This is a genomic window from Vibrio xiamenensis, from assembly GCF_900100015.1.
Lineage (GTDB): Bacteria > Pseudomonadota > Gammaproteobacteria > Enterobacterales > Vibrionaceae > Vibrio > Vibrio xiamenensis.
In genome coordinates, this window is the sequence record NZ_FNDD01000041.1 from 29,335 (window position 1) to 40,678 (window position 11,344).

The window sequence follows — 11,344 nt, forward strand, 5'->3', positions numbered from 1 at the left end:
CCACTTGCGTTTGGGACTCGCAGTGCAGTTTTTATCGCTTCGCCACCAACGCATGCAATGCGGTCAAAGCAGAAAGTTTTTCACCTTGAGCCATATGAGCTTCCGCCTGATTAAATTGACTAATGCCTTGTTGAACATCCTGTTCATACAAAACCACATTATTGAGTACTGACGCAACATTCAAGCCGCGATAGCGCCCGACTGCCAATAGCGCTGCGGTTTCCATATCTGCTGCCAGTACGCCTCGTTGGTGCCAAAATTGACAAATTTGCGCTTCTTCATCCGTGTAAAAGCTGTCATGAGAGCGCACCAAACCAAGATGATACGCCGCGCCAATTTGCTGAGCCGCGTTGACCAAGCCTAAACTCAGCTCAAGGCTTGCAACCGCGGGAAAGCTTTGAGGTAAATAACTCAGCGAACCGCCGTCATCACGTACAGCGCCCTCTGCAATCACCAGTTCACCTAGCGCTACCTGTGGTTGCAACGCCCCCGCAGAGCCAACGCGAACAATACTTTTCGCTCCGCACTGCTTAAGCTCTTCAAGCGCAATCAACAGCGACGGCGCACCAATGCCAGTGCTGCATAGCGTCACCTCTTGGCCCTGAAACCAAGCGCGGTAAAGGTGAAACTCGCGATTGGTCGCCAGATGCTCTGCTTCATCACACCAACTGGCGATACGCTCAGCACGTGCGGGATCTCCACAGACGATCACTCGTTCGGCAACCTGTGCGCCTTGAACACTGATATGCGGTTGAATACTCACAATGCAGGCTCCTGCTGTTTGTATTCACTTTTATTGGCCTTTGCGGTTTGCATCCACTCTTTGGTCCCGTTGAGTGCAATAAACAGCAAAATCACATATTCAATCGACATCGCATACACACCTTGGGCGGCATAGACACCAACACTGATAATGTTAATGACCACCCACAAAATCCAGTTCTCAACGTATTTTCGCGTCATCAAAATTTGCGCCACAATCGACAATACCGTCATGGCTGCGTCCCAAAACGGGAAAGCATCTGGGTCGAGCGCGCCAAGAGTAATCGATGAACCGAAAGCGTTCATCACCGCAACCGACAAAGCGGCTAACGCTGAGAAAAACGGATCAATAAAAATAGTCAGTAATACAATTGCGACCGCGCTGATGATTGAGGTTTTTACCAGTTTATCTTTACTCAGCCAGCGAACTTGCAGCGCTTCGCCGTCCATCGCATCGGGTCGAGTCCACGCATACCAACCATAAATGTTGGCGCAGAAGAAAAACAGTTGCAGAATCAGCAATCCATACAGCTGAATTTGGTAGAAAATAATCGCAAATAAAGTGACATTAATCAGTCCAAACAAATAGTTAATGTTCTTTTCTTTACTCGCATACCAAATGCAGAGCAAACCAAACAGTGTGCCTACCATCTCTATCCATGACATTGCGTAGCCGCCGCCAATCGGAATATTGACCAAGGTATTATTGATGTCGAACCATGAAGTTATATCCATATTTATGCCCTTTTCCTTTTATCAAGCTGTATCGAACATAACCAGAATGCGAAACTCAGCAACGGACATTTGTCCCTTTTAGCTGGTCACAGATCATATTTTGTAACAATAACATTGTTAAGCGTCGCAATTGTTGTCGCCAGCGCGCCGCTTTTTAGGCAAATTGAAGGGCACACCACCAGCCGTGATTCACTACATAACACCACTGCCAAGCGTTAAGGATAACCACACATGCACATTTCGATTCTCACTTTTGATGGTTTTAACGAACTCGACTCAATGATCGCCCTTGGCATACTCAGCCGAGCCAAACAGGACCACTGGAAAATTCACATCGCCTGCCCTACGCCAACAGTGTCGTCGATGAACCAGTTAGTTATAGAGCGCCAGGATAGCATTGAACAAGCTAACCATGCCGATGTTGTGATCATCGGCAGCGGTACTCGCACACGTGACGTGGTCAAAGATCAAGCCATTATGGACCGCCTCAAGCTCGACCCCAATCGCCAACTTATCGCGACACAATGCTCCGGAGCGCTCGTGATGAGTAAACTTGGCTTACTGGCCCAAATGCCAGTGTGCACCGATACCACGACGGCTCCTTGGTTAATTGATAGCGATATTGAGGTGCTCAACCAAGCATTTTACGCACGGGGAAATATCGCCAGCGCTGGCGGTTGCCTCGCTTCGACCTATCTCGCGGCGTGGGTTATCGCCAAAGTTCGCGATACAGAAGCGGCACAAGCCGCCATTGAGTACGTTGCACCCGTGGGTGAAAAGGCGCAATATGTCGAGCGCGTTATGACGCATATCACGCCATACCTAGGCAATTAGTACACCTTGGTCATTAACCCAACCTAATTTGGCTCATTGAGTTCAATCGAGCAGAGTAACAACAATGACATCGATGCATTTTTCAATATCACTTGCTCAGCAAAAACTGCAGCTTGTGGCGACATCGCTCGGTCGCGACATGAACATTGCGCTTTTTGGTGGCGATCGCGCGCATATTGGCGCCATGGCGCTGGCACAAAACAGACCCAGTTTACAGACGCCCGGCAAAGTCAGTGCATCGACCTCGGTCATCACCGTGTGTGGGCATAAAGAAGATCAACTCGCCAAATACGTCGCAGAACAAGTCGCAGTAAAAATCGACGCGATTGTCACGGTTAGCTGTGGTATCCACTTTGATGACATTGATGATGCGACGCTCAACGCGATCCCCACAGCAGTGGACTCGCTTATCAACCAACTGTTTGACGCCATTGACGCTCAAAAACGTCAAGATTGATAAGCGTTATGCGAAGAGAAGCGAGAGTGAGCCTGCCAAGTCAGCCAATTGACATAAACGGTCATAACCAGCAGTAACGCGGCCACCAAGTTATGCCCAACCGCGGTCAACAGCGGCAAACTGAACACAACGTTACTGATCCCTAGCCCAATTTGGCTTATCAGCAGCAGGAACAAACTCAGTGCGCAGCGACGAGCTAATGGGCTGGCCTGACGCCACAACTGCACGCACAATCCCAATATCACCACACTCACCAGTAAAGCGCCCAAGCGATGGGTAAAATGAATTGTCATTCGCGCGCCATAATCCAAGGTGCCAAATTCATAGTTACCATGAGCTGGTGGGTTTAGAGAAAACGCGCCGTCAAAGTCGAGAAATCGGCTCCATGACCCCTCGCAAAACGGCAATTCACTGCACATAAACGCCGCATAATTTGCTGAAGTCCAGCCACCAAGAGCGATTTGCGTCAACACCGTTACCAACGCCAACGGAGCGAGCCACACAAGACCAAAATGAGCTGAAAACGCCTTATGAGCTTGGCTGTGCTCATTACTGCGCCAATAGAGCAAGCACGTTAGGCACAACAAACTGAATCCGCCCAACAGATGACCAAGTACCACCAAAGGATGCAATTTAAGCGTCACCGTCCACATGCCAAGCAGGGATTGAAAGACAACCACAGCGCACAGCGCTATCGGTAATAATTTACCAACCAATGCCCGTTTTAAGGCGATCGCACTGACCGCAAAAATGCATACGCCCAGCAACGCAGCAAAGTAACGATGTATCATTTCAAGCCAAGCTTTATGAGGTTCGAGTTGTACAGCGGGAAACAAGTGCTGCGCACGCTGAATATCGCTTGGCTGTTGAGGTACACTCAACTGTCCATAGCAGCCGGGCCAGTCCGGGCAACCTAATCCTGCGTCAGATAAACGAGTGTAAGCTCCGAGCACAATCACGGTTAAGGTCAGCACAATACTGAATTTCACTAACCAAGTGAACGGCATCTTTTCCCTCACTGTTTGCGAGCCCTGAATAAGCAAATCTGGACGGCTTAACAACCCACTAAGCTCAGACTTACTCTAGGTTAGCCCAAGCGCGATAGTTTGAGCATCTTACGTAAATCGGCCAATAAACCTTGGCTCTGTTCGACCAACTCTTCAGGCTGAGATAATTTTTGATAACGCATCACCAACTGGCCTAGAGGGTCAACAATCAGATATTCCGAGGCTTCAACCAATTCAAGAAACTGCGCCGATACTTCGATCGCTGTAACTTTGCGATCGTATAACTGAGCGAGATCGCTATCTGGCGTTACAAACACCACTGGCGCAACATTGTCTTGATACTTACCCAGAGCAACATGGCTTTGCTGCAGTAGATGCATCTGCTGCTGACAAATGGCGCCGCATTCGGCAGGCAGTACATAGCCGAGCTGCCATTGCTTGCTCGCAAATGGATTCGTCATCCCCAAAGTTTGATAAGTCACGCGCGGCTCAATTAATATGCCACGGTTAGTCACGCCAGGTTGATACCATTGATTGACTAAAATCGCTTTAGCCACAAATACAGGCACAGCGAATAACAGCACTAACCCGATAAGAATTAACCGTCCTTTGATAATGCGATTAGTCATCCTTTTTCCTCACCACATACCCAATCCATGCCCATAGCGATAAACACAGCAAAGCAAACGCTAAACCAAACCATTGAATGGCATAACCGAAATGTCGCTCTGACCCCAAAGCAATAGGCTGCCAAGGTTGTGGATATGGCCAATCCTCGCTTTGTGGTTGAAACATATAGGGTTTTATCCTTAAGCCCCATCGCTTCTCCAACTCATCGAAATTCAAATTTTGTATGCGGCCTACAGCGCCCGGTTCAAGCTCTAACGATGAGCTCAGCGGGTTTACCGTACGCTGGTATAGCCTACCTTCAAAGTTATCCTCGAATCGTAACCAGTCAACTTTTGGTAGCCATTGACGTGAACTTAATGCGGATATAAATCCCATTTCAAACAGCAAATTTTCACCGTTTTCAGCGCGCATTAATTGATAAGCTAGGTAACCAACCTTGCCGTTATAAGTTTGATTATCAAGAAGTAAATAATGATTCGCGACAGGGGTTAGCCTGCCATGCACGTGCAGGCCAGTATAATTAGCAAAACGTTTATCGCTAAGCTCAGTGATTGGCATCGATGCTGCGACTTCCCTCAACTCAAGTTGCAGTTCTAGGCCTCGTTTAAATTCGGCACGTTGCAATTGCCACAATCCCAAGTTGATCAGTAGCGTCATTACAGCCACAGTTAATACAGCCCCTAACCAAACTGCCTTGGACCGGCCAATTCGCAAATGGAACAGTTTTATGGTCTCAGTATTTAAAATCGGTTTAGTTTTACTGCTGCTGTTTATCATCTATAACCTCGCCAGAGCGTTGTTTCTGATGTCTAAAATGACCGAAGATGACACCGATGAAAAACCGTCGATGAGCCATTATCTTGGCCGTCGCGTGCTGTTCTCTGCCCTCGCTGTCCTACTGCTTATCATTGCGTTATTCAGCGGATTTTTAGAACCTAACCCTCGCCCTTATTAGCGCTGAGCGCCTAAAGCACATAAACAAATACAAACAGGCACAGCCACACGACATCGACAAAGTGCCAATACCAACTGCCGGCTTGAAACGCAAAATGCTGCTTGGGTGTGAAATGATCCTTGGCAATACGAACAAGCAGTACTAAGAGGAAAATCGTGCCTAAACAAACATGCAGACCATGAAATCCGGTTAACAGAAAAAACGTATTGCCATAAATGCCGGACTGTAGCGTCAGCCCGAGTTCTTGATAGGCGTGGTGATATTCGACGCCTTGAAAATAGAGGAAGAACCCGGCCAATACGATGGTCAATTCGAGCCAAATCACCAACGCAAAACGCTTATTGTGCTCAAGGCTGACATGCGCCATCTGTAACGTCACCGAAGAGAGCAATAAAATCACCGTATTGCCAAGTGGAATACCTTGCCAACCCATGGCTTGAGTGGTTGTCCCGCTTGGCGTTTGGGTAAGTGGCCATATCGCCTCAAAGCTTGGCCACAAAACCTCGTTCGTCATTAGGTTGTTACTCGCCCCGCCAAGCCATGGCACCGCCACCATGCGGGCATAAAACAGTGCTCCAAAAAAAGCGCCGAAAAACATCACTTCGGAAAAAATAAACCAGCTCATGGATTGGCGAAACGAACGACTGAGCTGCGCCGAATAAAGCCCGCTTAAGGATTCACTAATGATGTTGCTAAACCAGCCAGCAAACATCACCACAAGGATAATAAAGCCCAAGAATAAAACGATGCGACTGGCAACGCTGGCACCGCCGCTTTGGCCAAGATGCTGCACAGTAAGACCAGCGCCGACCGCAATCATAAACAGCGCAACCGCGCCCATGATAGGCCACGAGCTTTGCGCAGGGACATAATAACTGGGAGTCTTAGGTGTCATCGCACACCTCCTTGAGCATAAGCCAGTTCAACCCTCGAATTAGCAGGTAAAACTGGTAAAGATGGGCGAATAACAGCCAGATGTTGCTGCTCTGCCGCGGTTTTCTTGGTGATATCAAACAAGGTATAGGAAAGAGTTAACGTGGTAATCGATTCAGGAATATTCGGTTCAATATAGAAAATTAATGGCAGCTCTGCCGATTGATGCGCATTAAGCCCCTGCTGATTAAAACAAAAACATTCGATCTTGTTGAAGTAGCGCGCCGCTAATCCAGGAGACACCGAAGGCACTGCTTGGCCTATCATTCGCTGCTCGGAAAGATTAACGGCAGTATAAGCCGTTTGAATCACCTGCCCGGGATGGACATCAATCGTCGACTGCGTGGGGGTAAACGTCCAAGGAATGCCTTGATTCAAATGAGCGATAAACTCAACATGAATCACTCGCGTTTCATCAACCACCAAACCTTGCGGCTGCAGCGCAGCGCTGGAGTTGGTTTTGCCATTGATACCAAGCACATCACACATCACATCGTAAAGTGGCACCAAAGCAAAGCCAAAGCCGAACATGACCAGAGCGGCGACAAACAGCTTCCCGCTCAAGCGACGATTCGATTGCTGTTGATTGTCCATATTCGCTCCTAATCGATTTTAGGGGGCTGAGAGAAAGTATGGTGCGGCGCTGGGCTGGCAACCGTCCATTCAAGCCCCTGTGCACGCGCCCAAGGTTTCGCTGAGGCAGGCGTACCGCCACGCACACATTTCACCACCACCCAAAGAAATAGCAGTTGCGACAAACCAAACGCAAAGCCACCAATCGACACCACTTGATTCACATCGGCAAACTGAATCGCGTAATCAGGAATGCGCCGCGGCATACCGGCAAGCCCCAAGAAATGCATTGGGAAAAAGAGAATATTGACTGAGATAACAGAGCACCAAAAATGCCACAAACTCAAACGCTGGTCGTACATATGTCCGGTCCATTTTGGTAGCCAGTAGTACGCTGCAGCCATAATCGAAAACACCGCGCCAGAGACCAGCACATAATGAAAATGCGCGACCACAAAATAGGTGTCGTGATATTGAAAATCCGCCGGCACGATGGCAAGCATCAAGCCGGAAAAGCCGCCGATGGTAAACAAGATAATAAAGGCAATAGCAAACAGCATCGGCGTTTCAAACGTCAGCGCACCGCGCCACATGGTGGCAACCCAATTGAAAACCTTGACCCCCGTTGGCACCGCGATCAGCATGGTGCAATACATAAAAAACAGCTCAGCAAACACCGGCATACCGGTTGTGAACATGTGATGCGCCCAGACTAAAAAGGACAACAGCGCAATCGAGCAAGTCGCGTAAACCATGGAATGGTAGCCAAAGAGTTTCTTGCCGCTAAAAGCTGGGATTATCGCCGAAATAATACCGAATGATGGCAAAATCATAATGTAGACTTCAGGGTGACCAAAAAACCAAAAGATGTGCTGAAACATCACAGGGTCACCGCCGCCCGCCGCATCAAAGAAACTGGTGCCAAAATATTTATCGGTCAAAATCATGGTCACGGCGCCTGCCAACACCGGCATCACCGCAATCAGTAAAAATGCGGTGATAAACCAAGTCCAGACAAACAACGGCATTTTGAACCACCCCATTCCCGGTGCGCGCATATTCATGATAGTGACAATCACGTTGATCGCGCCCATGATTGAGCTGATGCCCATGATATGAATCGAAAATACAAACAGCGCCGTGCTATTCGGACCATAAGTGGTCGATAGCGGCGCGTAAAACGTCCAGCCAAAATTAGGCCCGCCACCTTCGGTAAATAGCGAGGCTAGCAAAATCAAAAACGCAAACGGCAGAATCCAGAAACTGAGGTTATTCATACGCGGTAGCGCCATATCTGGCGCGCCGATCATCAATGGAACCATCCAGTTCGCAAGGCCTGTAAACGCTGGCATTACAGCGCCAAACACCATAATCAGCCCATGAACCGTGGTCATCTGATTAAAGAATTCCGGTTCAACCAATTGCAGTCCAGGTTGAAACAACTCGGCGCGGATCACCATCGCCATCGCACCGCCAGTGAGAAACATGGCAAAGCTAAACCACAAATACAAAGTACCAATGTCTTTATGGTTGGTGGAATACAGCCAGCGCCCCACTCCCGACGGTTTATCATCATGGACATTCGGATTTGCTGTTGAAGCGGTTTGAGTCCCTTCGGCTTGCTGGCTCATCGCCGTCAACGTCGTTTTTGGCGCTTTCATTGCCCCTCCTTAACCGCTTCGAGTCGCTGTTTGTAGGCGTTCACATCTGCTGCTTGCACCGCATCGTTGGTGTTGTTCCCCCACGCATTACGTTGGTAAGTCACCACCGCGGCAATCTCTTGTTCCGTTAACTGATTGGCGAACGCCTGCATCGCCGTCCCTGCTCGGCCATTAAGCACAGTATCAAGGTGGAGTTCGAGTGCACCGGTTGCCACTGGGCTGCCCTTAATCGCAGGAAATGCCCCGGGAATACCAACGCCGGTTGGTTGATGACATACCGCGCAGCGGTCAAGATAAACCGCTTCTCCTTGGCGCATCAGTGCTTCAAGCGATAGAGTCTGACTTAGTGCCGATTGGGCACTTGCCGCTTCCTCGGCCAGCGCGTTTTTCTTATCCGTCAACCATGTATCAAACGCTTCAGGCTCAAGGACTTGCACCACCACAGGCATAAAGCCGTGGGCTCGCCCACAAAGTTCAGCGCATTGACCGCGGTAAATGCCGGGTTTATCAACACGTGTCCACGCTTCATTAATAAACCCGGGAATGGCGTCCTTTTTTACGGCGAAATCCGGTACCCACCACGAGTGAATCACATCATCAGAGGTCAATAGAAAACGGACTTTGCGATGGGCAGGCAGCACCAAAGGTTGGTCGACTTCGAGCAGATAATGCTCGCCTTTTTCATCAACACCTTGAATCTGCTGCTGACTGGTGGTTAGCAAGCTAAAAAACGCGACGTCTTGATCAAAATAACGATAGTGCCACTTCCATTGTGAGCCAGTGATTTGCACAGTGAGGTCGGACTGCGAAGTATCTTCCATCGCAATCAAGGTTTTAGTGGCGGGAATCGCCATAAGAATAAGGATAACAATCGGAATGAGCGTCCAAAGGATTTCAATTTTGGTACTTTCATGAAAGCTTGCCGCCACCGCACCACGTGATTTTCGATGCCTGACAATCGAGAAAAATATCGCGCCAAACACCACCACCGCGATGGCGCAGCAGATATAAAAAATCAGCATGTGTAACTCGTATACGCGACCGCTTATCTCAGTCACGCCTTGAGTCATATTTAATTTTGGTTCAGCAGAGATGGCAGGAGCAGCAAACCCAATCAGCATCAAATCGGCTAGAAACCACAAACGGATGACGAAGTTTTTCACAAGGTTTCTCCTTTTTCGTCACACCTTAAGCGGCTGCTTTCATTGAATTATCTAAATCGACTCATCCCAACAAGCACTTAATCCAATCCGTTTAGCAGCTCGCCCAACCCAGATTGTTATATTTATGTTAATAACCTAGTTAACGATAAGGGATTATGCAAGATGGCAGGCCGCGTAAAATGAGCTGGTAATTTAGCCGACAATTTAGAGGTTATTTCAGATAGGGATTGGCCCCGAACTCTGCTAGACTCGCCGATCCAAACCGAAGCCGCATATACTTAACAGCAATAACGCCGCTGTATTTCGCTGGCTTAAAGATAATTAAAGGAACCTGCCATGATGACTGACGAAGAACGAATTGAACTGCAGCGCAACAACCCACTTCATGGTCTGAAGCTGGAAGTCATGTTGCAAGAGTTGGTCGATTTCTACGGTTGGGACATTCTTGATACCGCAATGCGTTTTAACTGTTTTCACACCAAACCGTCGATTGCCAGCAGCGTGAAGTATCTTAAGAAAACCGACTGGGCGCGGGAAAAGTTGGAAAATTTCTATTTGTATCGCTTTAAGCGTATGCCGCGAGCATCCGCAGAGGAATATGACTTATCGCCGCGTGCTCGTACATTTCCTCATGGTTTGGAGCCGAAGCCGCCGATGGAATTGACCGTTGATTCGATTTTGAAATCTCAAGCCAAAGCAGCGTCAGTCCACAAGCAGCGCTCAGCAAAAGGTCGAAGCCCCCGCCGATAAGTGTATGTAAAAGCGATATCTATCACTGAGGATAAGAAAACATCTTTCAGGCAATATTTGGCCTGAAAGAACAAATTAAACGGTGAAATTTGTCGGCAAGATAAGTGTTAAAATCATTCAACACCAGATGGTAAAAAAAAACGACTAATAGCCCTCACCTTTCAATAACCAAAATATTTTTTCCTATTGGATATTTGTGTTTCTTTATCTGGATAAATTTGGATCATATAAGATATCTCTGGTTTTGAACCAAAAAAAGCATTATAAGAAATTGATGCTTGATTACCTTCCAATGAACTCGTTCTTATAGAATTAAAATGCCCGCTATGTGTTAAGCCCTGTGAATAATCTAATACATTTGACTTTGGAGTATGACTATCTATTATTGCACCAAAAAAATTAATAGCATAGTCGACTGACATAGTATTAAACACCCTACCACTTCGTCTTTTATCAAAATCGAATTCAAAGTTTTTTAAATGTGAGCTAAGCATCACTCGAACCCCCTTAACGTATCGCCCCATTGGATCACTTAGGGTGCCTACTTGTCCATTCACCCAATCTGATTTGGGGTTTTTCCTATTTTTTTCAAGTTCTATATCCAAACCTAACTTAGGGTAAATAAAACGCTGAGCTGAAAATGCATCTAAAGAGTTTAATTCTCCCTGCATATAATCGTCACCAAGCACTGCGACCCAATCTTTAAATGGCTTATCGAAACTTAGCGTTTTACCATCAAAGGCAATACTATCTCTGGTCACCACTAAACGCACAGGAAGAGAACTAGTATTCGCCTTATCATCCAGATCAAATGTATCGCTTACCAGCTGTGAAACATCGGTGTGTTTAATTTTATCGACTATATTGGACGATTTTGATGCAAA

The 11,344-nt window shown here is 47.6% G+C and carries 14 protein-coding genes; 4 read left to right on the forward strand and 10 right to left on the reverse strand.

Annotation, left to right across the window (positions count from 1 at the left end; all coding sequences use genetic code 11):
- Positions 1 to 31: 31 nt before the first annotated feature.
- A complete protein-coding gene (locus BLS03_RS22990; RefSeq protein ID WP_093279216.1) occupies positions 32 to 763 on the reverse strand; it encodes a nucleoside phosphorylase in 732 nt (243 codons plus the stop codon).
- Complete coding sequence (pnuC, locus tag BLS03_RS22995; protein WP_093279217.1) at positions 760 to 1,497, reverse strand: nicotinamide riboside transporter PnuC; 738 nt, start codon at positions 1,495 to 1,497, stop codon at positions 760 to 762. The genes BLS03_RS22990 and pnuC overlap by 4 nt, the downstream gene beginning before the upstream one ends.
- Before the next feature lie 231 nt (positions 1,498 to 1,728).
- Between pnuC and BLS03_RS23000 the strand changes: the two genes are divergently transcribed.
- Together BLS03_RS23000 and lpdD are read left to right on the forward strand one after the other, a co-directional pair.
- Positions 1,729 to 2,331: a type 1 glutamine amidotransferase family protein gene (locus BLS03_RS23000; RefSeq protein WP_093279218.1), complete on the forward strand. Its 603-nt coding sequence runs from the start codon at positions 1,729 to 1,731 to the stop codon at positions 2,329 to 2,331.
- Between the two features lie 73 nt (positions 2,332 to 2,404).
- On the forward strand, positions 2,405 to 2,788 hold the full coding sequence (lpdD, locus tag BLS03_RS23005) for a prenylated flavin chaperone LpdD (RefSeq protein WP_093279219.1): 384 nt from the start codon (positions 2,405 to 2,407) through the stop codon (positions 2,786 to 2,788).
- Here the strand turns inward: lpdD and BLS03_RS23010 are convergent.
- From BLS03_RS23010 to BLS03_RS23020, 3 genes are all read right to left on the reverse strand, one after another.
- Positions 2,779 to 3,795 (reverse strand): COX15/CtaA family protein, encoded by a 1,017-nt coding sequence (locus BLS03_RS23010; RefSeq protein ID WP_093279220.1) that lies wholly within the window; start codon positions 3,793 to 3,795, stop codon positions 2,779 to 2,781. The genes lpdD and BLS03_RS23010 overlap by 10 nt on opposite strands.
- An 80-nt stretch (positions 3,796 to 3,875) precedes the next feature.
- Positions 3,876 to 4,424, reverse strand: a complete 549-nt coding sequence (locus BLS03_RS23015) for a hypothetical protein (RefSeq protein WP_093279221.1) — start codon at positions 4,422 to 4,424, stop codon at positions 3,876 to 3,878.
- The gene (locus BLS03_RS23020; RefSeq protein WP_245696785.1) at positions 4,417 to 5,082 is read right to left on the reverse strand and encodes an SURF1 family protein; all 666 of its coding nucleotides are present in this window, start codon (positions 5,080 to 5,082) and stop codon (positions 4,417 to 4,419) included. Before BLS03_RS23020 ends, BLS03_RS23015 begins: the two co-directional genes overlap by 8 nt.
- Before the next feature lie 70 nt (positions 5,083 to 5,152).
- Between BLS03_RS23020 and BLS03_RS23025 the strand changes: the two genes are divergently transcribed.
- Positions 5,153 to 5,380 carry a DUF2909 domain-containing protein gene (locus BLS03_RS23025; protein ID WP_093279223.1) on the forward strand — a complete coding sequence of 76 codons (228 nt, stop codon included), beginning with the start codon at positions 5,153 to 5,155 and terminating at the stop codon, positions 5,378 to 5,380.
- A gap of 10 nt (positions 5,381 to 5,390) precedes the next feature.
- Here the strand turns inward: BLS03_RS23025 and BLS03_RS23030 are convergent, their stop codons facing one another.
- The 4 genes from BLS03_RS23030 to coxB are packed head-to-tail and all read right to left on the reverse strand — an operon-like array spanning position 5,391 to position 9,668.
- Positions 5,391 to 6,275, reverse strand: a complete 885-nt coding sequence (locus BLS03_RS23030) for a cytochrome c oxidase subunit 3 (protein ID WP_093279224.1) — start codon at positions 6,273 to 6,275, stop codon at positions 5,391 to 5,393.
- The gene (locus BLS03_RS23035) at positions 6,272 to 6,907 is read right to left on the reverse strand and encodes a cytochrome c oxidase assembly protein (protein WP_093279225.1); all 636 of its coding nucleotides are present in this window, start codon (positions 6,905 to 6,907) and stop codon (positions 6,272 to 6,274) included. The genes BLS03_RS23030 and BLS03_RS23035 overlap by 4 nt, the downstream gene beginning before the upstream one ends.
- A gap of 8 nt (positions 6,908 to 6,915) precedes the next feature.
- The gene (gene ctaD / locus BLS03_RS23040; RefSeq protein ID WP_425445128.1) at positions 6,916 to 8,517 is read right to left on the reverse strand and encodes a cytochrome c oxidase subunit I; all 1,602 of its coding nucleotides are present in this window, start codon (positions 8,515 to 8,517) and stop codon (positions 6,916 to 6,918) included.
- 26 nt (positions 8,518 to 8,543) lie between these two features.
- Complete coding sequence (gene coxB / locus BLS03_RS23045) at positions 8,544 to 9,668, reverse strand: cytochrome c oxidase subunit II (RefSeq protein WP_093279230.1); 1,125 nt, start codon at positions 9,666 to 9,668, stop codon at positions 8,544 to 8,546.
- A 378-nt stretch (positions 9,669 to 10,046) separates the two neighbouring features.
- On the opposite strand from coxB, the gene BLS03_RS23050 reads away from it, so the two are divergent.
- Positions 10,047 to 10,460 carry a VF530 family protein gene (locus BLS03_RS23050; protein ID WP_093279227.1) on the forward strand — a complete coding sequence of 138 codons (414 nt, stop codon included), beginning with the start codon at positions 10,047 to 10,049 and terminating at the stop codon, positions 10,458 to 10,460.
- Positions 10,461 to 10,621: 161 nt separating this feature from the next.
- Here BLS03_RS23050 and BLS03_RS25750 read toward each other — a convergent pair.
- Positions 10,622 to 11,344: hypothetical protein (locus BLS03_RS25750; protein WP_176765673.1), on the reverse strand; the 723-nt coding region annotated here is incomplete at its 5' end.

Excerpts from the sequence above, each read along its gene's own strand:
- pnuC (WP_093279217.1), bottom strand. The coding sequence starts at position 1,497 with ATGGATATAACTTCATGGTTCGACATCAATAATACCTTGGTCAATATT.
- BLS03_RS23000 (WP_093279218.1), top strand. The coding sequence starts at position 1,729 with ATGCACATTTCGATTCTCACTTTTGATGGTTTTAACGAACTCGACTCA.
- lpdD (WP_093279219.1), top strand. The coding sequence starts at position 2,405 with ATGCATTTTTCAATATCACTTGCTCAGCAAAAACTGCAGCTTGTGGCG.
- BLS03_RS23010 (WP_093279220.1), bottom strand. The coding sequence starts at position 3,795 with ATGCCGTTCACTTGGTTAGTGAAATTCAGTATTGTGCTGACCTTAACC.
- BLS03_RS23015 (WP_093279221.1), bottom strand. The coding sequence starts at position 4,424 with ATGACTAATCGCATTATCAAAGGACGGTTAATTCTTATCGGGTTAGTG.
- BLS03_RS23020 (WP_245696785.1), bottom strand. The coding sequence starts at position 5,082 with ATGACGCTACTGATCAACTTGGGATTGTGGCAATTGCAACGTGCCGAA.
- BLS03_RS23025 (WP_093279223.1), top strand. The coding sequence starts at position 5,153 with ATGGTCTCAGTATTTAAAATCGGTTTAGTTTTACTGCTGCTGTTTATC.
- BLS03_RS23030 (WP_093279224.1), bottom strand. The coding sequence starts at position 6,275 with ATGACACCTAAGACTCCCAGTTATTATGTCCCTGCGCAAAGCTCGTGG.
- BLS03_RS23035 (WP_093279225.1), bottom strand. The coding sequence starts at position 6,907 with ATGGACAATCAACAGCAATCGAATCGTCGCTTGAGCGGGAAGCTGTTT.
- ctaD (WP_425445128.1), bottom strand. The coding sequence starts at position 8,517 with ATGAGCCAGCAAGCCGAAGGGACTCAAACCGCTTCAACAGCAAATCCG.
- coxB (WP_093279230.1), bottom strand. The coding sequence starts at position 9,668 with ATGCTGATTGGGTTTGCTGCTCCTGCCATCTCTGCTGAACCAAAATTA.
- BLS03_RS23050 (WP_093279227.1), top strand. The coding sequence starts at position 10,047 with ATGATGACTGACGAAGAACGAATTGAACTGCAGCGCAACAACCCACTT.